Consider the following 25,714-nt stretch of genomic DNA (forward strand, 5'->3'; position numbering starts at 1 on the left):
TACATTAAAACGGAATTGTGTGAATAGGTGCATTTTGTATGTCTAATTTAGATACCACGTTGACTACGACGCAACGACTATTGGTTATATCTTTCCTCGTTTTGACATTCGTATTGCCGTTGGTTAATCAACTCGCAGGAATCATGGTGGCATTGTTTCTGATCTTCTTGGGGGGAAGGCTTGGTAATGACTGGAGTGAAAGGCGAGGGCATACAATTCTACCTGTCTATTTTAAAGCAATTGGCGCTGCTGGGCTCTATTTCTACTTGTTGTTGATTGCGGCTCTGATTTGCTTTGTCTCGATCTACGACGATGAGGTTCTAACTAGCGCTCTTTCTGTGACAGGCACTAGTCATGACTTGACCCCTCTTCCGACTGAGATGTTGGAAGCTGGTGCGATTACCGCTGGCTGTATCTATCTACTTTTCATCTCAACACTAGTTCGAATTACTTGGAACGTTAGCCGAGGTAGCCGTGTAACTAGTGGTAATTACTTAGATACCATTATTGCTACAGCGCTATCAGTGCATTCAGTTGTTGGCGGTTTTATTAAAAAACGTTTTCGCAGTGAGGGAGCAATTTCATGAGCCAGCACCACCGCGAAAGAGATCTGATTGACACCCTTGCTGATTATGGATGGATGGTTCTTGTTGGACTAGTAGTAGGGTATATGTTGCTCTTCCAGTACGAGGTTTACTTCTTCTATGTCTGGAAGTGGTGCCGCATGAGTGAACTTTATTTCTGGCATATTCTTAGCACTCCTTTCGATTCAGACTACTTTCTTAATGGAATCAACACTCTCCGTACCACTGCGCCGATTGATATGGATTGGAATTGGTTCTTTGAGTTCGAAGCGTACCTTAATGAGTATCTGCGTTTTGTGTACGCATCTTTTTTCTTTGTCATTGGTGCTAAGCTCTTCTATAACTTCCTGTTTGTGACAAAGCCACTAAACGTTCAGACAATGATGGAACTCTACTCTAAGGAGTCTTCAGCACTTGAAACGCTAGTCTACGACAATCCTTTGAAACACAACCTTGTCTACGATTTTTCCAACCGTTGTGATTTTCATAACCGCCATGCCCAAGCCCTACAGCCGAGTCAGTTTATGGTTGCTTGCCCGCCGCCATTAGCCTCTCCGTCAGAGATGGCCAAGCACAAGGCTCTCATTGCGAAAGGGAAGGACTCTATCTATCGTCCAATCGCCAAGCTAGACCGAAAAAATGGAGTATTTTCATTCTCTCGTGAGCGAGCAAAACGTGCATTCGAGCGACAGCTAACTAATCCACCAGCGAATAACCCTTTTTACTTAGATGAGGCCAATGTGCCGCGATTGTTTGATGATAAGGGCGAATTGATCCCGTTACAAAAAAACGAAAACGGTCGCATTATTAGCGGCTTTTCAACAAACAAACTGCTCAACAATGGCCGCGAATACAAAGGCTCTGCCGCTAATGTTGCGTTACTGTTTAATCATATCGAAAGGGAAGTCTACTTTTCACTGTGTAGCCGTTACCGACATCCTTCAATCCCTTTAGATACCCTTGTGCTTGCATTGACTAAACAACATGCTTTCACTCGCACCTATCTAGTGTCATTACTTAATTTAGTCAGAAAAAATGAAGTAATAGCGTCTACGGAGTTTTATTTGCTTCAACGTAAAGATCGCGTTTTGTACTTTGCCCTCTACAGTGCCTCTGAAGAAAAACCATTTTGGGAAGGCACAGGGATCATGGCTCACTATCACCATGAGGTCGAACTCGGTACTGCTGTAAGTAGCCCACAGGTTATTACTGCAGTTGATTCACTCGAAAAAGAATACCGACGTCTTAAAAAGCACGAGCCTGACTTCCACAGTATTTTCGAGCGTCTTACCCATGAATTTTCAAATCAGCATCTTTTGGATAAAGCTGATCCGATTATGACAATCACGGAAGAGGGTGAGTTGGCCATTCTTGGAGATATCAATAAGGACGCCCCTCTGAGTGAGTCCACCGATGCTCCTTGCTTTACTTCGGTTAATCAAGGAAGAGGGGGTAATTAGTGAGTAGTAATTTCTCTAAGCGTACTCGTTTTGCAATGCAAACGGGCGCTTTAGATCAGCGAACTGACTTAGTTGATGACCGCCCCATAACGTCATTGATATTTGACTACATGCCAATGCTTATTTCAGCATTATTTGTGGCCGTCGGTGTGATTGCAATCATGTTCCCTTCAATATCGCTCTTCATCTTTTTATTGGGACTTCCACTGTTCCTTTATGGGACTTCAGTTCAAATGGACTATCTAGTTTCAGCGCCTTACGCAAAAGACAAGGTTAAACACAATCAGAGAAAGCGTCGGAAAGGCAGAAAGTACGATGGAGAGAAGGCCAAAAGTGGTTTATTCCTAAAGCTTGGTGATGCATTCATGCTAATAGGATATGACCTTTTATTTGGTCGTCAAATCTGGATAAACGTCGACCGTGAAACCCGTATGGGTCTCATCGCAGGCACAACAGGTTCGGGAAAAACAGTAACGCTAAATTCAAAGCTGTACCAGAGTTGCATCCAAGGCCACTTTAAACACGGAGCCCCCGTTCTATTGGCTGATGGAAAAGGGTCAGTCAATGGCCTTTATGACTTCTTATTCTATATTGTGCGAGCTGGGCGTATCCATGATGTTCGCATTATGAATTTTTTAACAGGTGGAGCCGAACATAACCCTGAGAGCATGTTGGATGAGGACTATCCTTCGAACAAGTTCAATATCTTTTCTAGTACCAACTCCGAAGAGTCGCGTGGCATTATCATGGGGATGGGGCAAACAGGTGACGGGGGCAGTAATGATTACTTCCGTGACCGAGCATCAAACATGGTAGCAGGTGCATTTCCTCCGCTTATCTATGCTCGCGACCATCTGGGCGAACCTCTTGATATTACGGTTTTACAACAAAACCTTGGCCTTCGAGAGATGATTAAACTCGCATCACGACAGGATATACCCAAGACGGTCACTCAGCCTCTTCGTGAGTACCTGAAAACCCTCAACATGATTAATGATGCTTATTTTGCATCCCCTGATTCAGAAATTGAAATCAACCAAAAAGCCGATGAGCAACATACTTACAACAAGTCAATGGTGAGTAAAGCTGTGAACGAAATGGCTGGAACATTTGGGCACATTTTTAGTTCAGTAGGATCAGATATCAACGTTCGCAATGTAATAATGCACGGTCAAATCCTACTGACGATGCTACCGACCATTGAAAAAGAACCGGACTCGATGGCCGAACTTGGTCGTCTCTTTATTGGTTCGATGCGTCCTGCATTTGCTAGTATGTTTGGCTACAAGATACAGGGCTCAAAGCAAAGTGTTATTGATGGCCTAGCTATTAATCGTATTGTTCCGGTTCGTGTTTTCTTAGATGAGGTGCTGAACTACTACCAGCGCGGTCTATCTCAATTCCTTTCATTGATGCGTGACCGTAAAGTATCAATGTATCTACTTGGTCAAAGTATGAAGGGGATGGAAGATGCAGGGATGTCCGAAGCCCGACAGTCCGTTGCCAACTTGAACAATAAGCTAATTTTTAGCTCACAGGACTTTTACGAGACGTTTGATCTATTGCAGAAAACGTTAGGTACATTTCGCATTAAACGTCTTGCAGAAAAAACTCAAAGTGTTTGGGGAGGTTGGATTAATGGAGACCGTCTTCAAGACTCAGAAGAAAATATCCTATCTGAGCGAGATATAGCTAGTGCAGACCCAATGGAAGGTGTGTACATGTACCGTGGTAATGCTATTCCATTTAGAAGTGCCACGTTTTTTCCTGATGAAGATAGGGATGGATCATTAGACCAATTTTACCTGAATCACTTTGCTGAACTGGAATACCCAACTGAAGATCATATCGAAAGGACCCGAGCTATCCTAGGGCTTGAATCTGCGTTCAAAGACAATACTTTGAACGGTGTAGATCCTAAAGCAAACCCCAACATTATTACTGCAGACTTTGTCACTAAGCTTGAGTCGGTTTGTAGCGCCATTGATAGACGCAACAAAGTCGACCTCTATAGCTCATTCGATGCGATTGTCTTCGCAATGTTGCACGACTTGGTTCAGCATGACATTCAGAAAGTTAATGAGGAACAGGAAAAATTACTTCGGGATGCTGACCAAGAACGTGAGGATAGAACGTCCAATCGTTCAATTGATGAAATTATTGAGAGTAGTGACGAGTCTACCGTGCTGGTGGACGCTGAATCAGCATTTGCGTCTCACTCGGAGTATTTCAGTGACGAACTTGGAGTTGGTTCTTACGCTATACCAGATTACTCAAGTGATGATGATGACCACTCTTCCCAAGTCTATGAAGAATATGTGAGCGTAGCTTCAGATCAGCATGTGGTATCAACTGAAAAGGCTGCCGATGACGTTGATGACAGTGAAGACCCAATTACAAATGAGGCGGAACCAGTTACGGCTCCGGTTGGTGTAGGTTGGTTTGACCGAGGTGCTTTGTCACAGGCTCAAGCTTTAACACCATCATACGGAGAAGTAATAGGTGCGTCTGAATCCCCTAATGAAGTAATTGAGAATAAATCGGGTTCATCTTCATTTGAAAGCAATGACGCAACTCCGTTCGACAATGAACACTCACAAGCTGTTGCAAGAGACATTGCGGCGGTTAGTTCGTTATCCATTGAAGAAGTGAGTCGCGAGCTATTGGATGTTGAAGTGTATCCAACCAAACCGACACCACCACAATTACCAGAATCAGAGCACCAGAATCTAACAACAAACGTGACGCACGATTTGAATTCTGCAGATGAACGCCATCGAGCGGAAGCGGAAGCCAAGCATGGTGAGTTGATTGATAACTTCTTGGGGGGAACCATAGGATGATTGTAGATGTTCCAATCGATCACACAATGACTAAAAACCAAGTTAGCTACTATGAGCAAATTGCAGCGCGAGAGTCGTCTAAGGAGCCTATTGCTAATTGCATTCTGAAGGTATCCAAGACGCTCAATATCCATGCTAACTATCTCTATTCGATTTCCATAGCCGAGGGTGGTCAAACTGGTAAGTATTCTAAAAACGCTGATGGTACGCATGATATGGGGGTTATGCAGATCAACTATGAAAGATGGGCAACTGAATTACCAAGAATAGGGTACTCAATTTCACCGTCCTATTGGCGCAAAATACTCAAGAACACATGTAGCAATATTCTCGTCGGCGGTATTATTTATCGTCATCGAGCGAAACCAACCAAAGACGCTTTTACCGCAATGGCAAATTATCACTGGTATTCGTCTGTAGATAACAAAGCTCCCCATATTAGGTACAAGAGTCGAATCTCCCGCATCTACAATGCCATCATTGAAGACCAAAAATCGTTTGAAAAAACGGGTAAAGTCGACGAACGTCTACGGTGTAAATATGCTTATTGTGACTGAGAAATACCGGATTGCAGCGATAATAGCGAAAGCACTTGGTTTCCGTCATTTTATTGCAGACCATTTTGAAAATGATAGAGGTGATATCGTTTGTTTTGCTTCAGGTCATCTCTTTACTACGATTCATGGCCAGCCTGATGTTTATGACTGGCAGACGCCTGATAATTTCAACAATCTTCCTAGACAGTTGCAGATGGTGCCGAATGAATTCAACGTTTTTATTCGTGGGGCAAACGTACCCAGCACGGCGTTGTTGCAGTCCATAATAGAGAAGATGCAAGAGAGCGATATGATTATCAACGCTTGTGACTTTGATAGGGAAGGAGAGCGTATTTTTTATGACATCTTTAACGCTGCGAACACGCAAGCTCATATCTATCGAATGGATCTCTCTAAAGGACTGACTCGACGTTTAGTGTGTGAGTCATATGCGAATCTTCTTGATGGAACTGTCACGAAAAGCAGGTCCTATGCATCTTCAGCGCGTAATTGCGGTGACTTTGCGTACGCACTTGCAACTCAAGTGGCAACATTTCATGCTCGTAGCGGTAAGCTTCACCCAGCGCTATCAGGTTATAAAGAAGCGAAATCGAGCACTTTATCTTTGGGACGAGTGCAAATTCCTCTCTTGCGATTGATTGGTTTGAGATGTCAGGAGGTAGAGCAATACCATATTCGTTCTATCAACGTGCCTCAACTAACTTCAAAAATATCGCGTTATCGATGCGATTTCGTTTACAGTCCAGAAAAGTCGGGCACCGATCCCTCTTTGCTAGAACATCCTCGTTTATCTGAACAATACGTTGCAGTTCGTCAGCAAATGAGTCGCGAAGTTGAAGTCTTGGAGATTAGTGTTGAGCCCGTCGTGTTTAGTCCACCAGCTCCCCATAATACAGCTAGCATTCAAGGTGCCATGGAAAACCTTACCCCAAAAGAAACGATGGATGCTATGCAAGGTCTATACATGAAGGGGCTTATCAGTTATCCCCGCTCTGACAATGATTCATTATCGAGTGACCATTACAGCAATGGGCGATTAGCTTCACTACTGGAGTCATTGAGCCGAAATGATGGTTTTTCAGTAAAAGGTGATGATGAATCTCTAGGGGCATTAGCTCGCTCACTAGAACATGCGCCACCGCCTAGTTGCGTGGAAAACCATAATGTTCTTGCTCATAGCGCAATAGTGCCAACAGACGCAGCCCCTTTAAGCGGTCAGCTCAACGAGAACGAACAAGCTGTATACAACGAAATTTGTTCGCGTTTTGTTGACTCCGTTAAAGGAGAAACTTACGGGCAAGAAGTTTCACTGGCTATCGCTTTTAAAGAAGAGCCTGTGGCTCTGCTTGGTGAAGAACGCAGCATCTATACATGTTCAAGAACGGTCGGTGAGGGGGATAAGAAATTAACGAGTCTTAAAGTTGGTGACACTTTTGAAATCAGTGACCTCAAGGTAGAGCAGATACGCCGAGATGTACCTCAATATTACGCAATGAGTGCTTTACCGCTTGCTATGCAAAAGGTTGGTTTAGGAACGGCGGCTACACGAGATACAGCCATCGAGACTTTACTGAAGCGAAAGTACGTAGAAATTTATCAAGAGGGTGGGGTTAGGTATGTTGTGATCACCCAACGTGGTATTGCTTTGCTCATGATAATGCCTATGGAGTTTAAGACACCGGAGTTAACTGCTCAATGGGAGACTCAGCTTACAGAGATAGAAAATTGCCAAGATATGGATTTGGCTGCCACGTTGCGACGTGAGTTTATTTCTGGAGTATTCGATAAGGTTCAGTACCTTTGTCGTTTGTTCAATACGGGGCAAATGAATCCTTCAGTTTCATCAGCACCCGCCAGTCATACCCACAAGAGTCAAGTGGCAGTAAGAGCCCAGCAACTGAATATTCAGATAGATCTCGAAAACTTTACCACTACTCAGCAATGTCACAATTTTTTGCTGGCCAACCCTTTGCCATTCCATAAGAGAGAAAAATTTGCCCTTGGTAGTCGAGGCCTGAGCGTGGATAGTGAAATACTACGAGATAGTCGACAGGTCGCGATTCGCAAGAAGCAAAACGATACCGACGCCCCCCCTTCAGCGCAGCAACTGTTAACCGCTAACGAACTCTCTAACTTGGTGAAGATAAAAGTGCCTATCCAAGCAAAAAAAAGTGCAAAAAAGTGTAGTGAGTTTATTGAGTTGGCTTTGTCTAAGAGGACTCCCTCGCCGAATCAACTACTTCAAGTAAAGAAACTTGCCAAGGCCCTTAATTACCCGATACCCAAAGAAATTCTTAGGTCACGTCAAAAGGTCACAGAACTAATCAAGAACTTGAAGAAACTCCAAAATAGCAAGGTAAGCAAATGAAGTATTTGGACGGAATGACCGATAGACAAATTCAGGCGATTTTAGCTGAGGGGCATCCTCTAGCTGTTACAGCTGGAGCTGGAGCTGGAAAGACTGCTGTATTAACTCGCATGGTTTATCATCGCCTTCAAAAGTACATCAATGACACTACAATAAAGACGCCGATAGTTTCGATTACTTTTACTCGGGATGCTGCCAATGAAATGAAGCAACGCATTAAGCAAATGGTAGGCAACGATTTAGCGACTAGAGTTATATCTACCACATTTCACCAGTTCGCGATCAATTACATTCTCAAGCCACATTTCCACTTGCCGTTTTTTAAAAACAAAGGCTTCCGTCGTTGGAAAATTGCGTCTGGTCGAGATGTATTTTTTCACCTTAATCAAGCTACAGATCTAGCACTATCTAACTCGCAGACTCGTGATTTTAAGAGTTTGGATAAGTCTATCGAGCTGAAAGAGTGGATGTCGTTGATTCGAGCGTTTGGTCACTCACCTGAGAGTTATTTTTCCCAAAACAAAGCAGGCTTTCATGAGGTGGCTCGTACATTTGCAGAGTTAATTGATTTCAAGGAGGTCCCTCGTTCACTCAACGAGACTCAGCGTCGTAACTTTTATTGTCTTAAGATATGGCATCGCTATGTTGAGATAAATCGCTCACCTGTTAATAGCTTGATTGATCTTGACGAAATTCTTGTGATGGCGACGCATCTATTAGAACAAGTACCAGAGGTTAGAAAAAAGCTTAAGTCTCAGTTCAAGGAGCTTCTGATTGATGAGTTTCAAGATAGTAATCCGTGCCAGTACCGTTTCGTTTTAGCTCTAGCTGGAAAAGGTGATGGTTTGGCAATCTTTGGTGATATTCAACAAGCGATATACGGTTTTCGTGGCAGTGATCCAAAACTATTCGGTGAGCTTATGAATCAATTTCCAAACTCAAAGCTTATCAACCTTCCAGACAATTTTCGAAGTGCAGAGCAGATCGTTGTTGTCGGCAATACCCTAGCTAGCAAAATGGCTCTTAAATTGACTTCTGAGCCGATGATTGCGCGTAACCCCGCAGTACCTCATGAGCCAGTCGTGTTTCAGGAACTGGATTACCCTGCGTGTGAGGCTGAATGGATAGCGACAAAAATGCAATGGCTTAAAGATCGCGGTATTCCTTACCATAAAATGGGGGTTCTCTATCGCTTTCGGAAGTTGGGGGATGCACTAGAAAATGAGCTATTGGCCAGACGCATGCCTGTTCGCAGGGTGGGAGGGGCTGAAGACAAGTCATTGTACGAAGATGAACGCATCATAGATATTGTGCTGTACCTACATTTATTGTTTAACCCATCATCTAACAAAGCCATGCGTAGTTTTGTATCGGCTCATAGTAACTTTGGCCTGTCAGTCTCTGAGTACAATGCACTTTTACAGAAAAACGCCTTTCATGAAAATCATCATAAAGCTATTTCCTATTTCACTAATACGCACTACAACAGAAATGAACCAGCTTGGGGAGTGTTTAACAGCATTGCACAGGCTCTATTTGATTTATCCGCTCGATTAGAGCGAATTCGTACCTTTGAGAACTACTGTCGACATCGTAATGTTCAGTTCAACGGTTTGCCGCCGGACCAAAAAGAAAAAGTGCGTAGTCAGCATGGGGAAGGCTATCAAATGGCTGTGTCGGAGTTTATTGGCCGCATTCGAGACTACTATTGTCATTCATTCTTGATGCCTTTTGCCACTCAGCAGTCACGCGCCAATATGCTTTCTCGCTACCAAGAACGGATCTACGACGACTTTGACTCAATCTTTTCCTATCTTACTAACCCTAATCGGCTTGTTCATGAAAATATCGACGTGTTGGAGTATATCTGCAGCCGCCCTTTGCTGATTGATAAGTCGACAAAGAAGCAAGAAGAAAACACCACTGATATCGAACTAATGACAATTCATGCATCAAAGGGGTTGGAGAAAGAAGCCATTTTCATCATTGGTTGTTCGAATGAAACGTGGTTCAAGGACCGCAGAGTGCCAGCTGAAGGCTCATTACACTATGAAGAAGAGATGCGACTAAAGTATGTTGCTATTACCAGAGCAAAACTGCAGCTCTATATGACTCGGCATCGAGCTTACAAGTACCGAAATAACTTTGTTGAGACGGAGCGTTTGGACTTTCTCAAACACATTATTGAACTACCAGTCATGAAGGTAAATGACCTTAAAGCCGCGGGGTGAAAGCACTATGCCAAATTCTAACAGCACACTAACACCGGAAGAGGTTGCCTTCCTAGAGCGGTTAGATGCTTTCGTGCTTGACGATAGCTACTTTGCAGACGTCAGTGAGGAATATGATGCTATGGAGCAGTGTGATGAGTGATGTGGATAAGCAATGTCGTAGAGATAGTGTGTGGCTTGCTTCGTGCTCCAGTATGCGCAGCGTACTACTATCTGCATTTGAACATTCTAAAGATTTCAGAATATGTCTGCCAAGGCCTTTGCAGCTGCCCGTTAACCCTATTAGCTGTTGTTTCTATGATGGGCTTAATGGTTTGAGTTTGATTGCAGATGTATACCATACCTTTAAAGAGTCTGGCATTTACGACTCTCGTTATGCCTTATTTCACGAATACTCATCGCATGAACTTCGAGTTAAAAAGGGGAGTCACGGCAACCAGCTAATTCTCGTAGAAAAGTATTCATTTAGTGAGAGCATCGACTCAGAAAGTGGCGAAATAGTGAAAGTGGCTAAGCGTCTTACTCAACCTGTGCGCTTCTACCAGAATGTATTCAATGCACGGAGTCTTACCAACAATCCAGTACCCACCAGCTCAAGTGTTCTAGATGGACTAGCTCATCCAGTGGGTGACGTAAGTCTTCTTCATCGCATCATTGGAGGGGTAGTTTCTCACGACGGTATTAAAGTTCTTTTTTCTCGTGAGCTAGTTGCGCCAGAATTCGACAGCACGACTCGCGTTCTTACTATCTCGCATCCGTCGACATATTCGACGAACGGTGAGTTTTTCTACGCGATGTTGCATTACCTAATGATCGCTAACGCAACTCTTTACAGTAAAGGGGATGTTGATGTCGAAGTCGTTGCTTCAATTGGTGCCTTACTTTTTTTTAATCACATACTGGTGGATTACCAGTGCCCTGTTAACTTGGAGCCGATTCTAGAGCGCTTAAATTCTCTTGATATGACAACATGCTTTTTCCATGCTTTGGAAGCTGAACAGGCGTTTCGACGAGTGGTGCTTGCTGGTGGATTGCTCCCATTTACCAAGCAGATCCAGACACAAGTAGCCAGTGCTATCGCGCGTGATTTTTTTATGTTTTCAAAAAGTGAGAGCGGGGGGTTAACAGCTCAGTCAGTAGCTTCCCTTCAGCGATCCGAATCAATGAATATTATCTTTTAATTCTGACTAATGTGTGCTATTGTTAACTTGTCAGTTAATACTTTGGAGAATCCAGCATGACCCCTTCTAATTCATCATCTTTCGCTACTCGTGACGCAGTAAACTTTTGGGCGCATGTAGGTAAAGCGTATCCTACCCCATCTGTATGTAAGTCGAGCAGTCGTATACTTATGTCTCTATTTAGCCATGCTCGTGCATACATATCATTGAAGATTGGCGATATCCGTCAGCTAGAAAACATTACCGAAGTGAAAGTGAGTTTGTATCGTAAGGACAGCATTACAGCACTCCGCTTATCGTTCAATAATGAAGCTGGTGATCCATTCTTCTCAATGCTGCCCTTTAACGCTTCGCTTGATTCTGTTGTTAGTCCAGTCTTTCCAAAGAATGGCCAGCAGATGGAGATAGAAATTCACTTCATTGATTATCTAAATAACAACATCCTTCAGAAAGTTATTCGCGTTAAAGTTGATAGCTTGAAATTTTCCGATGAACTAGTCAAAGATTACTCTGGACAGTTGCGAGCAGAGATCCCTAAAGATGTTATTGAACTTGATGCCAAGACGTTGTGTACTACCCCATTTCATTTGCTCGACAAGTACTTTGTTGTCGATAGTAGTGCGACCATTATCAAGCAGGACAGTGAAGAAAACGAACCGCTATTCAACGAAGGCATTGAAAGTCCTTACAACGCATTAACTGCAGTGTAACGAGGTAGGTATGAATAAATTAAGATTGCTGAGTTTGGCGTTGTTGATACCGGCTTCCTCTATGGCTAATGAGTTAGTTGACGTCAGATACAAAGATTTCACTATTACGTTGGATTGCTCCACAAAATCGGCAGTAGCTTGGAATTACACATCAAGTAAAGATACGAATAATTTTAAGCGCCATGATAACTTTTACTTTGATGATAACGTACCCTCTAAATGTCAACAGACATCGGTAGATACGTATAAATCAAAGGGGGATGTAAAATACGACCGAGGGCACCTAGTGCCAGCAAACGCCATGGATTCTGACGAGTTATCTTTGGCTCAGTCGAATAGCATGGTCAACGTTCTTCCTCAAGTCGCTCAAATGAATCGAGGGGCTTGGTATCAAACAGAAGTGTATGTGGAATGTCGTCGAGATGCATCGCCTGTGACAGTGTATGGCGGTGTGTATAGTGGCACTATGCCGCAAGATGGTAACTTTCTCGTCTCTCATGGCGTTACAGCCCCAGAAGCTTTTTGGAAGGTCGCATTGACTCAAAATCAAATCATTAGCTGGTGGATACCGAACTCACCAGAAGCGACAGATACGAAAATTGATGACTATATTGTGTCTGTGGCTGATATTGAGATGAAAGCTGGCGTATCAATACCGATTTCTGGCTATCTAAAAGAAACTAAAGCTTTAAAAACAAATGCGCTTACAGAAGGCTGCAATCGCAGTTAATTGATAGGCTAACAAGCACTCCACATTTTACAAGAAAACGACAATATGGCTTCTAGAATACTTCGATATGACAACGTTCGAGCAAAAGATGAATTACGCGCCTTTTTCCTTCAGCCTGACTCATTAGAGAATGGTGCAGAGATTCTTAAGAAGTGGTCTCAGCTTGGGCTGTATCCTACGAGTGAGGATGAGGTAGCAAAGTTCATCACAAAAATACAAAAGCAGCAATCAGCAGTTGTTACAGAAGCGGCTTTAAACGCCCCGCATCCTTATCGGATCATGGATTATATGAGCCTCCCGTTTTCGACTTCCATTAATTATAGAGATGGTGCCTTGGCCTTAATGTCTGCTATTAAGGCAGGGTATCCACTGGACTCTTTGGAAATCATGCTAATGATTTGGGAGCGTGATAACACATTCCCTCAATTTACCGAAGTCGCAAACATGTTAGGGTTGGGCGCATTCTTCCTTAACTTATGTCCACTTATCTTTAACATCCAAAAAGCTCCGATGTTTACGTTTGAATCGAGTGCATGTAATGAGGTTAGAGCATTCGATATTCAAAGCGGAGTCGACACTAGTTTTGTTCAGACACCGTCACCGTTTTCATATTTCCATATCGAAGATGCTGGTGGTCTTACTCTGCATGATCCAGTAAGTGGCTATCATGAGTTAGATGGCTTCTATATGAGCGAGAACACTGACACTTGGTTTACTCATAGTCCTCAGTTGCTGGCCGCTCTTGGTTTGGATTCAAGTAAGCCATATCGTGTAATTACTTTTTGTTTTACTGGAAAACCTATCGATACCATTGCCAATGATACGTTGGTGAAATACGACTTCTATTTGCAAGATGGCTTGGAAATAGGAGAGCTGTTGGAGCGCTACTGTGCTTGGCATACAGGTAAGCTAGCTTTCTCAGAGAAGAAAGACGAAGGTTATGTTCATACTCAAGATAACAAGATGCTCAATTCTGAAGAGATTGATAACGAACACAACCTGCAGCTACTTCGCCACGCCATTAACTACCTTTGTTACTTGAACTTTGCAGAGTTCCGCAAGCGCGAAGTCAAACATCGTTCAATTGCTCTTGATGGCATCATGAAAAAGAGTGAGAAAAAGCGACGTAAAGAAGGTAAGAACTTAGCTGGGAAGTCCGATTCAATCGTAATTTCAAGTACCAACAATGTCTTTTCTGGTAGTGGTGCCTCTGGTGTCATAGGTTACAAGGTAACGCCTCACTTTCGTCGTGGGTTCCTGCGCAATCAACGTTACGGTAGTGGGGATAATGTTCATCATCGCCCTAAATACATTGCTCCGACAATTGTTGGCCAGCATGGGGGGGATGAAACACCTGTTCGCCCAAAACCATACAAAGTGAAGTAGGTTAAGGTAGGGGCTTATGAAGTCGACCCTAGTTAAATACTCTATCCGTATCGATTTATGATAAGCAATATCGTGGTGAGCTTATATCACTAACCAAGTGACGAGGGAAATTCAGACTATGGCAACACTCCATTTAACTCTAAAAAAGAAGTGGTTTGAACTCATCAAGTCAGGACATAAAACCGAGGAGTATAGAGATATCAAACCTTATTGGGATCGCCGTTTAATGGCGGGGAAGTCATTCGATACCATTACTTTCAAAAATGGATATGCGAAGAACGCTCCAACTTTCACCATCGAGCTTAAAGAGATTGTTAGTGGTCTTGGGGTTGTAGAGTGGGGAGCGCCGGAAAATCAGCCCGTTTATATTTTGAAACTCGGTTCAATTGTTAAGTAGAGGCCCAATTATGCTTAATAGTGACTTTTATGAAATGGTGCGTACCTATGCTTATACATCTGTAGCTTTGGGGAAGAAGCCAGTGCCAAAATTCATCCGAAAGTTAGTAGCCAAGACGATGCTACATCGTGCTTGGTTACAAGGTCATACTGGCAGCTTTTTGTTGTCTGTATTGGATAGAAGCTAGGTATGGGAGTTGAGTTTTGAGTCAACCAAGGCTTAATGGGGGGATAGCCCTCTGTCCAAAACACAATAAGATTCATTAGATGTAGAGCATGCGATGAAAAAGAACACACACCAACCAATAGTAGCATTTTCGACGATATTCACATTGGCCGCAATTCTTATGGTGTGGGATGGAGTTGTCCTTATAGGCAGAGAAATGTTCATATTTGCGTTTGTTGTTGGAATGCTGAGTTGTTCAGCTGCGGTCACGATTAGGTTACGTAAAGGATATGTATTAAAAAAAGAAGGTGCGAGCTTCTACGTAGTGAGAGCAGGAGCGATGATTTTGGCTATACCGCTTTTTGTTAGTCTAATTGAAGCTGAACCTAATGCCTCAATACTAATTGAATCGAACATATTCCCAATATCGGTCTTGGTAATTGTGATTGTTCTCATATCTTCGCTTGCGTTGGTTTTAACTGAACGCGATATCCAATCTGAGGTAAAGGGTCGTGATTAAATACATACTAGAAGATTTCGACTATGAAAATCAGTGCTGGGTTCTTGTGGCTATGGCCAAAGATAAAAATGTTCTTTCCTCTGACGAAGTTCAAGAACTAGTAGGAGAAGGTTACGACAGTCAAAACAATACGCGCATAAGAAGAATCTTTGTGAGTGAGTGACGTTACTCGATGCGCTTTACTAACAGGGCGCATCCGGTAAGTTTTCTTACTCAAGGGGAAAAGCCAGATGATCACTAGCGGGTACACGTTGGAGGTAATTTGTGACTGTGCCAAGTGCAAAGGCGCTGACAATTATCACGTAATTGAAAGGGCAGAATACATGGGGCAAACGTACTCAGAGTGTGCGGCACAAGCCCGTCAAGACGGTTGGACTCTTTCACGTTGCAAACGCTATTGCTCAGCACCGAATCATGGCAAGGCGATTAAAGAATAAATTTTGGAGACACGAGAATGATCAAAGGAACGCTATTTGAGTAAGCGTAGCGCGTTCGTCCTGTTCTGGAAAGCTTCAGCCAATTTTGGAGTTTTTCAGAGTAGATTACAGTAGTAATTATGAAACTCACGTTTTTCTGGAAAACCTGCGAATCGTCGGCTTGACCTACCTTTCCAGTCATCTTCCAGATAAGGATATGAAGGGTAGAACGTTATGGGCAAACAATTAAACAAAGACATTGCTAAGTTTAACGCCCTTACTGTTGCCTCATTGCTGCTTGAAAAAGTCGATATTGATGAGGAGTTAGGCGACTTTCTGGACAGAGAAGATTTAGCTGAATTTGTACCACTCATTCAAGACGAAATGAAGCGCTTAACTAAATCTATCGTTAACAGGGCTGAGAGTCTAAACGCTAAATATAAAGGCAAGATACCAGACTTTGCTAACGCTTCGCTTGAAACAGAAGCGATTCAAGATATTTGCGAAAAAATGTATTAGGGGAAAAGAAGGTCTTATGAAAAAGCAACTAAGCATAGCGCTATCTGTAGGTTTCTTTGTTTTGTCTTTAATTCTTAAGGACACTTCCATTATGGGAGCATTGCTAATGTGTGTAGGTGCAACAGGGTTGCTATATGACGGATTAACAAAGTATGGGGAATAGAAGTCTATGGATATCGAGCAAATCAAAGCAGATGCGCCAGAAGATGCGGCCTATTGGTCGCCTGTTGTCGAGCAATACTTCAACCGTCAATTTATGAGTCTCGCCCCTGCTTTCAAAGACATACTGATCCAAGTTGAAAAGCAGTTTCGCGGTGAGCTTATCTCACTAAACAAACAACGAGGGTAGTTCGTAGCACTTAATGGACTACTTAACAGGCTATCTTGATGGTTGTGATGACAAACAAAGTGGCCGCTTGTCACCTTCAAAAGATTACGACAATTCAGATAGTTTGGACGGTTGGCTAGATGCGGCAGTCGAAGCCACTGATAAAGCAAATTAAGGGGAATAGATGCTAATTATTGAGGCTGTACGCATCCAAGAATATGACGATGATGTGCATATATCTGGCTTGGGCTTTAGCGCACCAAACACACTGTGCGGAATCACTGATGCTGGCAGTAAAGAGCCAACGGACGAAACTCCAAACTGCCACGACTGCGTTGAGGTTTATGAGTCGATAAAAAACCATCGACCACGCTTTAAATTCAAAAAATAAGGGAATAGATATGGTTCGCAAGCATTTCAGTGCTAGCTAACCTGTTTTGACTAGCGAATGTTAGTTTTTCTGGAAAACCTGCATATCATTGGCCTTGCCTACCTTTCCAGTGATAGTCCAAATCAGGACATAAAGACGGTCTCAATCAATCAGCCTGTTCGCACTCAGGCTGATTGAGGCATTTAAGGGGAAGGTTATCTAGCTTAGACTTCTTCGCATTTGAGCAATTCTTTGTCAATAAACCCTTTTACTTGTTCGCTCTTGTGGGTGATGGTATTCACTCTATAGGAAAAAACGTACCAATCGCGCCCTCGGTCTGCTTGCAAAGACCATCCGAAGAGTTTATTTCCATCCCCCTTATGCAAATAGAACACTGCGCTGCTGTTCGTGCTTGGTTCCTCCCTAAACGTCACATACGTTTTTTCTGTCCAGCAAACAACAGGGACTTTGTGGGCAGGAACAATGCTCTTTATGTATAGAGCACCCTCTGACTCAAAAGGTTTCCAGCCAAAAAACATGAAGATGGGGGCAATAGTTCCAGCTGTCGCAATGCCTTTCGACAACATAGTAAGTATATATACGAGCCCCCTGTAGCATTTACTAAGCCAGTGAATGAAACGGTTGCTGTCTAAGAAAATGTGTCTGTTTGGGTCAAGATTCAACCACAGGGTAGGGCGGTCCAAATACCTGATAAGGGTAATTGCAGTGGTGCAAACTAAGTGTGCAAGGTCAGCGATCAATTTCATTTTATTCCCCTAAAATTACTTTCAACTGCATGATGACGCTGTATCTAACCTAATAGCTCGCACAGGCAATCATCACGGCTAACAGCACTAACTAGGTGTGTTAGCAGAAGGATTCAAATATCACGAGCTAATTTCTTAGCCGTGACTCAAATTTCAGTCGACTGATCATCCTAAATGTCAGCCGCCTCCTTGAAGGTAATCCGCTAGGACGGAATAAAATAAAAAGGTCTCTAGTCAAATATCTAGAAGACCTTTTTATATTAGCTATATTTTTGGAAGACTTTCAATTGATAACTGGTCATACCACGTTTATTTTAACCAGCTAGAATTTGGTTATTTATGAAAAAGGTGTCTTGCAAGTACGCTTAAGTTCAGTAAACTTGAACGTGATTAGGTCATTAACCCTCGCGTTACTGGACAGTCATACCGCTATGTTTCGGTAGCCCGCTCACCCTATCTTTGGATTGAAGATATTGTGGCCAAATAAGCATATCAATCAGCGACAACTTTATATTCCATACAAGTAATCCCAACATTCGGGTCACATGTATAGAGAAATCGGGTGAGACTATATTTGTGATGAATTGAATAAATAGGATTCAGTATGAAGGATGTATCCCAACACCTCCGCGATTACGTTACCAATCAACAAGCCTTTGAGGATCTTAAAGAGTGGTTTAGAGACTATCTCAATGAGCAGTTCGATCTTGCTGTTGGTGAGCGTAAGATTAATCATAAAACGGCAGCATTACTCGGTTTTGACAATTATAATCAATGTAAAGCTTATCTAGATGGTCAGACGGATTATGATACTAAGAGACTTAGTATTGAGGACACTGTCAAATCGCTAGGCCTGTTATACGCCGTTACTCAGACCCAAATAATTGAAGCCTCTAGTCCCCAGCATAAACTTGAGTTACTCACCAATTACGTTTCTACAGTTGTGGCAAAGGTACACTCGATAGAACCCCAAGAGCTTAATCATGCGCAGGTTTTTGACGTACTTACAGCCTTGCGCATTGACGGTCTTGAAACTGATATGGCTAGTGACCATTGGAGCGTAAACGATCTTTTAGATTTTATAGGCACAACAGGGCTTCCTGTCATTACCGAGAGCGATGATGATCTCTGGTTCTGCACTTCGGATATTGCAGTACATCACCAGCGCATCAAAGGGAATATGTACGCAACAGTTTCGGCGTTCAACCGTTCGGAGCTTGATGAGCATGATATGGCGGTAATGGTTAGGCAGATAAACTCGCTATGGCAAGACTTCGATTGTCGGGACAAGTACGATAGCGAAAATTTAAGTAGCGAGTTTGTAGGTAACTGGACGTGGCCAAAGCGCAATAACCAGACGATCAGCTATTCATCGTCATTTCGTGGGAAGCTAGATTTTTCACCTGAGATAAGGACAATCACAGTGATTAACCCACGCCATCAAACCATCGAAAACGAGTCAGTGGTCTATCGAGGACTGAGCACCCTGTATGAACTAACGGAGTGCTCTCACATAGAGTCGCTTACTTTAGATGTAGGACTGTCGTTTTGTTTTGATGGAGAGGCAAAATTGAAACAAAGTCGAGCACCAGTGTTCTTATTCAACGACGAGCCCATTATCGGAAGTGCGATACTAATGCGCAGTGATGACGATGGGGATTTGATTGATTCTACGACCGACGATTTGAACTTAATTCGTAGTCTGGTTCGCTTCCCATAACCATGTGAACAGTTTCCATTAATAAGTGCATTTCAGATTTATCGGAAATGTACTTATTTTATATTTTATGGTAAATGGAATTTATGTTTAATCGTGAGATTTTTAACTGGATACTCCTGCGTAAGTCATTGTAATTTAACATAATAATGATAATACGCACTGATATTGTAGGTGCAATTTAGCAATGTCCGGTTTGAGCAATTTAAAAATGTCCTCTCGAATCAGCGTATCGTTCACTAAAACCTCGGTGCGTTTTTACCTCTTCAATTACATCCTCTCCTGCATATATAAGCGCTACTCTTTTCGGTAGTTGCGACATTAACCAAACTCTTTAGTGTAGATACTGTTAACACATTTTCTAGATCGCGGTTCAGAACTGAGCTAAGAGGTTTAATTAGCATGTTGACGTTAAGAGCTGGCAGCGTTGACAACACTTGAAAACTGGCTTCATAACGTTACAGTCAAAAAACGCCGCCTAGTTGAGACATTTTTTATAACAAGCATGAACCTTAGTTAGATTATGATGAACCCCAATCACGAATACGTAAATTATGGAAATTCTTGAAATGCAAGTTAACCATGCAAAAAGACCCCAGCGGCAACTGAGGTCATTTTGCAACAAACTACCTATGGAGGGTATATGTTAGAAACAATAATTGCGGTCCTACACCTAATCATTGCGGTAGTACAACTACTTGAAATCATAACGAGGTAAGTAATCATACGGCCACTGGCTCCTGCAAGAGTAGTGGCCTTCTCAGTTAGTTATCATGTTATATAACTAACCAAGTATATCATATTCGCTGATTCCAACATTTGAAAGGTATAGTAGTAAAAATTCTATTTCCCTCCCCCTTTCGTCGTCACCCAGCCCCTCCATTTTCTTCCTCGCAGCCTCCGCAATGGCGTAGCATGATGAGGGGATGATTTCTTTTCTGGCTGTGGAGGATTACTTAAACCAGTAGGACATTTTTAGTGGGATTGGCAATTGGAACATACTGAGGCTGCTAGCTAGCATTCGGTCGCTATGCCAATACCTAAAAAACCTGCTAGATCTTGTGCCTGTTTTTCATCAATCAAGTCAAGCCAATAGTTTGTGCCGTTGTATGTCATTGTTAGCCTATAGCACTCTGATGCAATGTCGCATATCGTGAATGTTGGCTCGGCATCTTCTTCTAAACTAATGCACCCAGCTTGGCCTAGATTAAGCGTCCAAATTGGCATGACAGCATTAGGTTTTATCAACAATATACTTTGGCAGTCTTGCCCTTTGAGGAATAATGTAATTCGCTCAAGACCAACATCATCAAAAGCCTTCTTGTCCTGCACTTTAGCCGAGGCTCTGGCAAACTCAGTGTCACTCATCTCTCCAAGAGCTTTAATCGTTTTATCTAATCTGTTTGGATCGAAGGTATCAATTAGTTTGTCTATCTTTTTGTCATCCATTTGCATTAGTCCCATCTAGGTTGTGAGCAGTACAATTACATCATCATTTTACTTCATCAAGACAGTGCTTTGAACATGTAGCATTTTGCTACATGTTAGCTTGGAAAACTCGTATCATTTGATTCTGGCCAGACGCAAAAGGCAATTAATGATCGCTTTCAGTTCTTCATTACTCACTCTTCGTTTGATGTCCAGCCATCTGCTCCTGATTATTGCTCACTTAAATCACTGTTTGTAAGGCCTGCAAACGGTCTCAATCACCGGTGCGTTCTTTGCCGTAATGGTATTTGAAATACTTTGCGTACATTTTTGGTCGTATTGGTCGATAAATGTAAATAGAGTAACGGTGGTATCGATACTTGTCCTTACTTCCTCTATTGCTAACACGCGCTTTGCTAATGGTTTAGCATTCGTGATTTGAATGTCATTAACCGAACTATGGCTCGCACAACCCGTTACAGCCAAAGCAATTACGATAGTGGTGTATCTATTCATGATTAATTAGCTCCTTACTTACGATTTCTAGGCCACGGCGTTTGAAGCGCACCTCCCTACTCCCTAACTCATACGCATATGCCCAGCATGTTTTAGGAATGCGTTCAAACAGCGTCTCTGGGAATGGATTCTTAGCCCTTTCGATACCGTGCTTCATCTCGTCGTGATAACCCAGCCGTTGCGCCTCCTGTGTGAATACTTTGAATACATGCAATAGCGATGCTTGATTCATCATCGCGTGGTACTGACCACCAATGTACGCTCCTGATTTAATGCATCGCCATAACGGATATCGAGTAGCTGATGCGAATAGGATCAACTCATACTGTGCTGACTGTTTCAGTTCATTAATATCCAGCTGTATTGCTTCGCAATGGTTTGGCGCTCTTCTTAATAAAAGAGGTTCGTATTTATACTGAGTATTAGGCATGACTTTCATATTCACCCTTAAACAAAAAGTGCATAATTAAATTGAAAGAATAACTTAATTATACACACTTTAATATCCAGTCATTGTTTTACTGAAAAACCCCATTTGTTTTCGGGGCTTCCTCAATCACTCAAATATTATTTATTTTTGTCTCCTTTCAATACCCATAAAGGATAAGCAAAAGCCCTTGGGACAAGATACGAAAGCAGAGCAAAAACAATGACGTCCGTCCCTACCAAAAACGGAGTTTCAATAAACGTTTCTGTAATGACCTTTAGCAGAGTTTCTATAGGGGCTTGTGTCAGATCTACATTTAGGTATCTCGCTCCCTGAGCATACTTGTCAGTCACATTCTTGCTAACAACGTTAAACCATAATGCCAACTGCTGAACTATGTATGCTCCGATACCACCCGCGAACATGCCTATCGCGTTACTCGCCTTTTCGTTGAAGTAGCTTTCCGCTATCTTAGCCGCAGCCAGTGTGAATATACTCATAACCACAAATATTCCCACAGAAAACTGCCAAATAGTTGAGTTGGCAAAAATAGTAATCACGCATGCAACAAACCACACTGCTTCAAATGAACCTCTAATATCTGAAAAACTCATTTTACTAATTTTAATAATTGGTTTCATAAACATTCTCCTTATTTAATCATATTATAAACCTTTTATTTTCCTGACTTATGTCAGACTATTGATAATATCAAAATATAATTTACATTTCAAGAGGAATATTATTGACAGATGATTTTAGTTGTTATTCTAATATATTTTAATGAGAGCGTTTGATTTATTCTTGTATATTTTACCGTATATATTGCGTGACTATATCGAGAAAGTTACGTAGTGGTTTTACTGTAAAATCTGCGCAATAGTAATAACTCTCTGAATGTAGCTGGTGGATAAGTAGGTGCGAGCCAATAGCCACTCTCCAGCATTAGCTGAGTGCGATAACTGCGTAGGAATGATTGCTGTATATCCATACATACCCATGCTATACTTAATATACGTCTGAGAACTCGAATTCTCCGACGTATTGATTTCCAAGGTATGAAAACTATGACTGAATTAATTACATCTGTTACGCATGACTTTGAATCTATAGGGCCAGACGAGTTTGCGGTACGCTTGTCAGAAGCCAGACGCAAAGGGGCGAACGTGGAAAATCACCCTTTAGTTCTATCGGCCATTCATCACTACCAGCAAGAGTTTTTCAAGCGCTCAGGGAGCTTAAGGCCAAGCAGCCTTAAGAGACTTCAATTTGCTTGGTCTGGCTTCGTTGCATGGTGTGCTAAGCATAAGCTGTGTGAACTTCCAAGCTCCCACCAAACTGTCGAACGCTATTTGATCGATGAATCCAATAGGTTACGCCGTAACTCTTTAAAGGTTCAGTTATGGGCGATATCTAAGACGCATAAAATCTCTGGCTGTCCTGACCCCACTATACACGCCAATGTAAAAGCTCAGCTAGCGCAAATCATTAATTCGAAGGTTGCAAGCCGTGAGTTCATAAAACAGGCTCCGGCATTTCGTGATAATGACTTGGCCAAGTTAACTGAGCTATGGGGACACGAGAAAGCGACGTTAACTCAATTGCGCGATCTTGTTACTTTGTCGGTTTGCTATGACTCAATGTTGCGTAAAGAAAACATCGAGAGACTGTTACTTGAAGATGTCGTGTTCATGCCTGATGGTTCTGCGGTCATTCATGTATACATCACAAAAACCAACAAAACAGGTGAGGTTGAGTATCGATATCTCACACCAGACACAGTTACCCTCATTAAGCGCTATCTAAGAAAGCCTACCGTATCTAATGAGAAGAAAGCCTACCTCATTCAACGAACTAAGTTATCGAGCGCGGAGGTTAAAGGGAAGTCTTTTGGTGAAGCGGCGCAGAAACCTGTTTCTGAAAAAATGATAATTAGGACATTTGAACGAGCCGCAAAAATACTCGGCACGACCAGTGATAGATTGTTCACAGGTCATAGTGCCCGAGTTGGTGCAACTCAAGACCTACTTTCCGAAGGATGGTCAACTGCCCAGATTCAGCAAGCTGCGGGTTGGAGTTCAGAAGAAATGGTGCTGCGGTATGGTGGTTTGGTGATGGCGTCAGACTCGGTAATGGCACAACGTTACAACAAGAAAAAGCGTTAGGAGCACGGATGGTCTCAATTCGTCATAGGTATAACAACGGCAATGTGATACTCAATGCTAAAGGATTGGCTTTCGAAACTAGTGCGCTATGCCAAGACTCCTTACCAGCCAAAGTTAAGGACGGTCAGCTGTTGTATAAAAGGTTTGGTGGGTTCTTTGATGTTGATTGCGTTATGAGCTACGTTCAGAAAGTTAAACTGGTCAATATCAACGGTTTTACGAAAGATGAGGATGGAATTACGGGCTGGATTGAAATACCCCCATTGCATTATGTAGTCGGAGTATTCATGCACGATCGTTACTATGTTCTGCTTAGAAATGGCATACCGGTTAGCCATCCTTTGCAACCGGCATCGTCGTAGGGTTTATCTACTGGTGTCGGTGGACATTAAAGTTTGAAACTTTTCTACTTCCGAAGTGCGTTACTATCGTGGCTAGCAGAACCCAATGTTGACAATAAAGATCAATACTTAGACTCAATCAACGCGGCTATCCAACGAAAGTGGACAAAAGTGTTTTAGGTCTGTCGTTCTAAAACACTTGTTCCAGATTAGAAAAAGTATCTTGATACCTTAAATGCTTGTTATGTATTTTGTTCCCTCAAATGCAACAAGGAACATGCAACGTAATAAACAAGACTAATAGACTTGAGACTGTTTAACTCACTGCCATATTTGTCTGAGCTACCATGAACAATCAAATGACGATTCAAAAAACGTTTATCTTCATCTGTTGGTTCATTAATGGTTTCAGTCACTTTGCTCTTTACAGCAAGTGGTTTTAAAACCATTTCATGGAAAACTTCCAAACCATCAACTTGTTCTATAACCTTATTAAATGCAGGCTGTTTATTAACCTTTGCATATAAACCTACCCCATAAAGGTCTCTTCCAATCCCTTCAGACAAAGCTAGAAATGTTGGTATTGAGCAATAATATAACTCGGCGTCATGAGCCTTAAAAGCATCGTCTATTTGCGCAGATCTATTGGGAAATTCTTCAATTAAAAACCGTCTGATCTTGCAAGCGTAATTTCTTGTATATGATGTCAGATAACTATCTTGGCTTTCTTCAGATTTATTAATAAGAGCAGAACGCTTCTCTTGGAAATGATCAGTATCATCGTCAAGAAAGTAAATGAACCATCCCCGCTCCATCAATTCAATAGTAGCTTCAGCTATGTCATTAGGAAGGTCATTGACGAAATAGTTCATTTCATTATGGAGCTGTTTTAGACCCTCTATGAACTCAGGGTCGCTCATTACTTCATTCAAGCCATGAGCAAAAGCACTTAGTTTTTGCATTAAATCACTCATTAATTACTCCTCTGCCAATGAAATACATAACGCTTGTTAGACGACAAATTGTCGTCTTTCATCTTTCGGCAGTGCAATCATTCTCATATTAACTCAACTTATAATCAATAAGTTATGACACATGACAGGAAGTTAGGCTGCAAAATGTCGCCTAATTACGAGAATGAACAGTTATCGACTCAATCGAATAAGTTTTAGTCGGGTAAACGCACGCCCTCACAATTATGTAGAGTACTTAATCTAAATGTTTTTGGGGCAAAACCTTCTTAGAGTAAAAGCCAAACTACGACAAAAAACATCGAAAAGTTACGAACTTTAATGTCCACCGACAACTATAGAGGGGTCTATCGGCTGGTGGGAATATCCGCAATCGTTAAAGCCACTCTAGCTTTGAGTACTGCTACTAAGGTTTGAGCGTCCTTAAGGGCGTCTACAGGATCACGTTTCTTAGTCGCTTCAAACTGCTCTCTGAGCCAGAACGAGGTCGATGGGTCATTCGCCAACGCCTGCTCTCGCTCGCCAACTTTTACTTCCCCACCTACCGAGCATAATTCATTCGTTTTCATCTATTTGCCTTTATTCGTTTTTAATCTTTCAATCGTGGTTTCAGCAAC

The 25,714-nt window shown here is 42.3% G+C and carries 27 protein-coding genes; 21 read left to right on the plus strand and 6 right to left on the minus strand.

Annotated features, from left to right (window positions below):
- The first annotated feature begins 38 nt into the window (after window positions 1–38).
- The 18 genes from ACQEXT_RS08675 (at window position 39) to ACQEXT_RS08760 (ending at window position 16,786) form a co-directional block, all read left to right on the plus strand.
- A complete protein-coding gene (locus tag ACQEXT_RS08675) occupies window positions 39–587 on the plus strand; it encodes a hypothetical protein (protein WP_426951554.1) in 549 nt (182 codons plus the stop codon).
- Window positions 584–2,044 carry a hypothetical protein gene (locus tag ACQEXT_RS08680; protein WP_426951556.1) on the plus strand — a complete coding sequence of 487 codons (1,461 nt, stop codon included), beginning with the start codon at window positions 584–586 and terminating at the stop codon, window positions 2,042–2,044. Before ACQEXT_RS08675 ends, ACQEXT_RS08680 begins: the two co-directional genes overlap by 4 nt.
- The gene (locus tag ACQEXT_RS08685; protein WP_426951557.1) at window positions 2,044–4,887 is read left to right on the plus strand and encodes a type IV secretory system conjugative DNA transfer family protein; all 2,844 of its coding nucleotides are present in this window, start codon (window positions 2,044–2,046) and stop codon (window positions 4,885–4,887) included. The genes ACQEXT_RS08680 and ACQEXT_RS08685 overlap by 1 nt, the downstream gene beginning before the upstream one ends.
- Entirely contained in the window at window positions 4,884–5,444 is a 561-nt protein-coding gene (locus ACQEXT_RS08690) for a transglycosylase SLT domain-containing protein (RefSeq protein ID WP_426951559.1), read from the plus strand. The genes ACQEXT_RS08685 and ACQEXT_RS08690 overlap by 4 nt, the downstream gene beginning before the upstream one ends.
- Complete coding sequence (locus tag ACQEXT_RS08695) at window positions 5,428–7,812, plus strand: DNA topoisomerase (RefSeq protein WP_426951561.1); 2,385 nt, start codon at window positions 5,428–5,430, stop codon at window positions 7,810–7,812. Before ACQEXT_RS08690 ends, ACQEXT_RS08695 begins: the two co-directional genes overlap by 17 nt.
- A complete protein-coding gene (locus tag ACQEXT_RS08700) occupies window positions 7,809–10,043 on the plus strand; it encodes an ATP-dependent helicase (RefSeq protein ID WP_426951563.1) in 2,235 nt (744 codons plus the stop codon). The genes ACQEXT_RS08695 and ACQEXT_RS08700 overlap by 4 nt, the downstream gene beginning before the upstream one ends.
- 7 nt (window positions 10,044–10,050) lie before the next feature.
- The gene (locus ACQEXT_RS08705) at window positions 10,051–10,185 is read left to right on the plus strand and encodes a hypothetical protein (protein WP_426951564.1); all 135 of its coding nucleotides are present in this window, start codon (window positions 10,051–10,053) and stop codon (window positions 10,183–10,185) included.
- Window positions 10,178–11,224: a hypothetical protein gene (locus ACQEXT_RS08710; protein WP_426951565.1), complete on the plus strand. Its 1,047-nt coding sequence runs from the start codon at window positions 10,178–10,180 to the stop codon at window positions 11,222–11,224. Before ACQEXT_RS08705 ends, ACQEXT_RS08710 begins: the two co-directional genes overlap by 8 nt.
- A 56-nt stretch (window positions 11,225–11,280) precedes the next feature.
- Window positions 11,281–11,934, plus strand: a complete 654-nt coding sequence (locus tag ACQEXT_RS08715) for a hypothetical protein (RefSeq protein WP_426951567.1) — start codon at window positions 11,281–11,283, stop codon at window positions 11,932–11,934.
- A gap of 10 nt (window positions 11,935–11,944) precedes the next feature.
- Complete coding sequence (locus ACQEXT_RS08720; RefSeq protein WP_426951568.1) at window positions 11,945–12,664, plus strand: DNA/RNA non-specific endonuclease; 720 nt, start codon at window positions 11,945–11,947, stop codon at window positions 12,662–12,664.
- Window positions 12,665–12,709: 45 nt separating this feature from the next.
- Complete coding sequence (locus tag ACQEXT_RS08725; RefSeq protein WP_426951570.1) at window positions 12,710–14,050, plus strand: hypothetical protein; 1,341 nt, start codon at window positions 12,710–12,712, stop codon at window positions 14,048–14,050.
- A 118-nt stretch (window positions 14,051–14,168) separates the two neighbouring features.
- Window positions 14,169–14,447 (plus strand): hypothetical protein, encoded by a 279-nt coding sequence (locus tag ACQEXT_RS08730; protein ID WP_426951571.1) that lies wholly within the window; start codon window positions 14,169–14,171, stop codon window positions 14,445–14,447.
- Window positions 14,448–14,727: 280 nt separating this feature from the next.
- Window positions 14,728–15,132, plus strand: a complete 405-nt coding sequence (locus ACQEXT_RS08735; protein ID WP_426951572.1) for a hypothetical protein — start codon at window positions 14,728–14,730, stop codon at window positions 15,130–15,132.
- Between the two features lie 230 nt (window positions 15,133–15,362).
- The gene (locus tag ACQEXT_RS08740) at window positions 15,363–15,569 is read left to right on the plus strand and encodes a hypothetical protein (RefSeq protein ID WP_426951573.1); all 207 of its coding nucleotides are present in this window, start codon (window positions 15,363–15,365) and stop codon (window positions 15,567–15,569) included.
- Between the two features lie 213 nt (window positions 15,570–15,782).
- Window positions 15,783–16,067, plus strand: coding sequence for a hypothetical protein (locus ACQEXT_RS08745; protein ID WP_426951574.1), 285 nt, complete (start codon window positions 15,783–15,785; stop codon window positions 16,065–16,067).
- A gap of 169 nt (window positions 16,068–16,236) precedes the next feature.
- Complete coding sequence (locus ACQEXT_RS08750) at window positions 16,237–16,416, plus strand: hypothetical protein (RefSeq protein ID WP_426951575.1); 180 nt, start codon at window positions 16,237–16,239, stop codon at window positions 16,414–16,416.
- 13 nt (window positions 16,417–16,429) lie between these two features.
- Window positions 16,430–16,570, plus strand: a complete 141-nt coding sequence (locus ACQEXT_RS08755; protein WP_426951577.1) for a hypothetical protein — start codon at window positions 16,430–16,432, stop codon at window positions 16,568–16,570.
- Window positions 16,571–16,579: 9 nt separating this feature from the next.
- Window positions 16,580–16,786 carry a hypothetical protein gene (locus ACQEXT_RS08760; protein WP_426951578.1) on the plus strand — a complete coding sequence of 69 codons (207 nt, stop codon included), beginning with the start codon at window positions 16,580–16,582 and terminating at the stop codon, window positions 16,784–16,786.
- A 203-nt stretch (window positions 16,787–16,989) separates the two neighbouring features.
- Here the strand turns inward: ACQEXT_RS08760 and ACQEXT_RS08765 are convergent, their stop codons facing one another.
- The gene (locus tag ACQEXT_RS08765; RefSeq protein ID WP_426951579.1) at window positions 16,990–17,532 is read right to left on the minus strand and encodes a hypothetical protein; all 543 of its coding nucleotides are present in this window, start codon (window positions 17,530–17,532) and stop codon (window positions 16,990–16,992) included.
- Window positions 17,533–18,136: 604 nt separating this feature from the next.
- Here ACQEXT_RS08765 and ACQEXT_RS08770 point away from each other — a divergent pair.
- A complete protein-coding gene (locus ACQEXT_RS08770; protein ID WP_426951580.1) occupies window positions 18,137–19,252 on the plus strand; it encodes a hypothetical protein in 1,116 nt (371 codons plus the stop codon).
- Window positions 19,253–20,263: 1,011 nt separating this feature from the next.
- Here the strand turns inward: ACQEXT_RS08770 and ACQEXT_RS08775 are convergent.
- From ACQEXT_RS08775 to ACQEXT_RS08785, 3 genes are all read right to left on the minus strand, one after another.
- Window positions 20,264–20,698 carry a hypothetical protein gene (locus ACQEXT_RS08775; RefSeq protein WP_426951582.1) on the minus strand — a complete coding sequence of 145 codons (435 nt, stop codon included), beginning with the start codon at window positions 20,696–20,698 and terminating at the stop codon, window positions 20,264–20,266.
- Between the two features lie 487 nt (window positions 20,699–21,185).
- A complete protein-coding gene (locus ACQEXT_RS08780; RefSeq protein WP_426951583.1) occupies window positions 21,186–21,632 on the minus strand; it encodes a hypothetical protein in 447 nt (148 codons plus the stop codon).
- 128 nt (window positions 21,633–21,760) lie between these two features.
- Complete coding sequence (locus ACQEXT_RS08785; protein WP_426951584.1) at window positions 21,761–22,261, minus strand: hypothetical protein; 501 nt, start codon at window positions 22,259–22,261, stop codon at window positions 21,761–21,763.
- A gap of 426 nt (window positions 22,262–22,687) precedes the next feature.
- Here ACQEXT_RS08785 and ACQEXT_RS08790 point away from each other — a divergent pair, with 426 nt between their 5' ends.
- Window positions 22,688–23,785 (plus strand): tyrosine-type recombinase/integrase, encoded by a 1,098-nt coding sequence (locus ACQEXT_RS08790; RefSeq protein WP_426951585.1) that lies wholly within the window; start codon window positions 22,688–22,690, stop codon window positions 23,783–23,785.
- Between the two features lie 8 nt (window positions 23,786–23,793).
- Window positions 23,794–24,147, plus strand: a complete 354-nt coding sequence (locus tag ACQEXT_RS08795; RefSeq protein ID WP_426951587.1) for a hypothetical protein — start codon at window positions 23,794–23,796, stop codon at window positions 24,145–24,147.
- A gap of 221 nt (window positions 24,148–24,368) precedes the next feature.
- Here ACQEXT_RS08795 and ACQEXT_RS08800 read toward each other — a convergent pair whose 3' ends face one another.
- Together ACQEXT_RS08800 and ACQEXT_RS08805 are read right to left on the minus strand one after the other, a co-directional pair.
- Entirely contained in the window at window positions 24,369–25,100 is a 732-nt protein-coding gene (locus ACQEXT_RS08800) for a hypothetical protein (RefSeq protein ID WP_426951588.1), read from the minus strand.
- 344 nt (window positions 25,101–25,444) lie between these two features.
- The gene (locus ACQEXT_RS08805; RefSeq protein WP_426951590.1) at window positions 25,445–25,666 is read right to left on the minus strand and encodes a hypothetical protein; all 222 of its coding nucleotides are present in this window, start codon (window positions 25,664–25,666) and stop codon (window positions 25,445–25,447) included.
- Between the last annotated feature and the right edge of the window lie 48 nt (window positions 25,667–25,714).

The organism is Vibrio sp. TRT 29B02, assembly GCF_050113655.1.
Lineage (GTDB): Bacteria > Pseudomonadota > Gammaproteobacteria > Enterobacterales > Vibrionaceae > Vibrio.

Bases quoted from the DNA above. Each gene is read 5' to 3' on its own strand.
- ACQEXT_RS08675 (WP_426951554.1), top strand. From the start codon at position 39: ATGTCTAATTTAGATACCACGTTGACTACGACGCAACGACTATTGGTT.
- ACQEXT_RS08680 (WP_426951556.1), top strand. From the start codon at position 584: ATGAGCCAGCACCACCGCGAAAGAGATCTGATTGACACCCTTGCTGAT.
- ACQEXT_RS08690 (WP_426951559.1), top strand. From the start codon at position 4,884: ATGATTGTAGATGTTCCAATCGATCACACAATGACTAAAAACCAAGTT.
- ACQEXT_RS08695 (WP_426951561.1), top strand. From the start codon at position 5,428: ATGCTTATTGTGACTGAGAAATACCGGATTGCAGCGATAATAGCGAAA.
- ACQEXT_RS08700 (WP_426951563.1), top strand. From the start codon at position 7,809: ATGAAGTATTTGGACGGAATGACCGATAGACAAATTCAGGCGATTTTA.
- ACQEXT_RS08705 (WP_426951564.1), top strand. From the start codon at position 10,051: ATGCCAAATTCTAACAGCACACTAACACCGGAAGAGGTTGCCTTCCTA.
- ACQEXT_RS08710 (WP_426951565.1), top strand. From the start codon at position 10,178: ATGAGTGATGTGGATAAGCAATGTCGTAGAGATAGTGTGTGGCTTGCT.
- ACQEXT_RS08715 (WP_426951567.1), top strand. From the start codon at position 11,281: ATGACCCCTTCTAATTCATCATCTTTCGCTACTCGTGACGCAGTAAAC.
- ACQEXT_RS08720 (WP_426951568.1), top strand. From the start codon at position 11,945: ATGAATAAATTAAGATTGCTGAGTTTGGCGTTGTTGATACCGGCTTCC.
- ACQEXT_RS08725 (WP_426951570.1), top strand. From the start codon at position 12,710: ATGGCTTCTAGAATACTTCGATATGACAACGTTCGAGCAAAAGATGAA.
- ACQEXT_RS08730 (WP_426951571.1), top strand. From the start codon at position 14,169: ATGGCAACACTCCATTTAACTCTAAAAAAGAAGTGGTTTGAACTCATC.
- ACQEXT_RS08735 (WP_426951572.1), top strand. From the start codon at position 14,728: ATGAAAAAGAACACACACCAACCAATAGTAGCATTTTCGACGATATTC.
- ACQEXT_RS08740 (WP_426951573.1), top strand. From the start codon at position 15,363: ATGATCACTAGCGGGTACACGTTGGAGGTAATTTGTGACTGTGCCAAG.
- ACQEXT_RS08745 (WP_426951574.1), top strand. From the start codon at position 15,783: ATGGGCAAACAATTAAACAAAGACATTGCTAAGTTTAACGCCCTTACT.
- ACQEXT_RS08750 (WP_426951575.1), top strand. From the start codon at position 16,237: ATGGATATCGAGCAAATCAAAGCAGATGCGCCAGAAGATGCGGCCTAT.
- ACQEXT_RS08755 (WP_426951577.1), top strand. From the start codon at position 16,430: ATGGACTACTTAACAGGCTATCTTGATGGTTGTGATGACAAACAAAGT.
- ACQEXT_RS08760 (WP_426951578.1), top strand. From the start codon at position 16,580: ATGCTAATTATTGAGGCTGTACGCATCCAAGAATATGACGATGATGTG.
- ACQEXT_RS08765 (WP_426951579.1), bottom strand. From the start codon at position 17,532: ATGAAATTGATCGCTGACCTTGCACACTTAGTTTGCACCACTGCAATT.
- ACQEXT_RS08770 (WP_426951580.1), top strand. From the start codon at position 18,137: ATGAAGGATGTATCCCAACACCTCCGCGATTACGTTACCAATCAACAA.
- ACQEXT_RS08775 (WP_426951582.1), bottom strand. From the start codon at position 20,698: ATGGATGACAAAAAGATAGACAAACTAATTGATACCTTCGATCCAAAC.
- ACQEXT_RS08780 (WP_426951583.1), bottom strand. From the start codon at position 21,632: ATGAAAGTCATGCCTAATACTCAGTATAAATACGAACCTCTTTTATTA.
- ACQEXT_RS08785 (WP_426951584.1), bottom strand. From the start codon at position 22,261: ATGAAACCAATTATTAAAATTAGTAAAATGAGTTTTTCAGATATTAGA.
- ACQEXT_RS08790 (WP_426951585.1), top strand. From the start codon at position 22,688: ATGACTGAATTAATTACATCTGTTACGCATGACTTTGAATCTATAGGG.
- ACQEXT_RS08795 (WP_426951587.1), top strand. From the start codon at position 23,794: ATGGTCTCAATTCGTCATAGGTATAACAACGGCAATGTGATACTCAAT.
- ACQEXT_RS08800 (WP_426951588.1), bottom strand. From the start codon at position 25,100: ATGAGTGATTTAATGCAAAAACTAAGTGCTTTTGCTCATGGCTTGAAT.
- ACQEXT_RS08805 (WP_426951590.1), bottom strand. From the start codon at position 25,666: ATGAAAACGAATGAATTATGCTCGGTAGGTGGGGAAGTAAAAGTTGGC.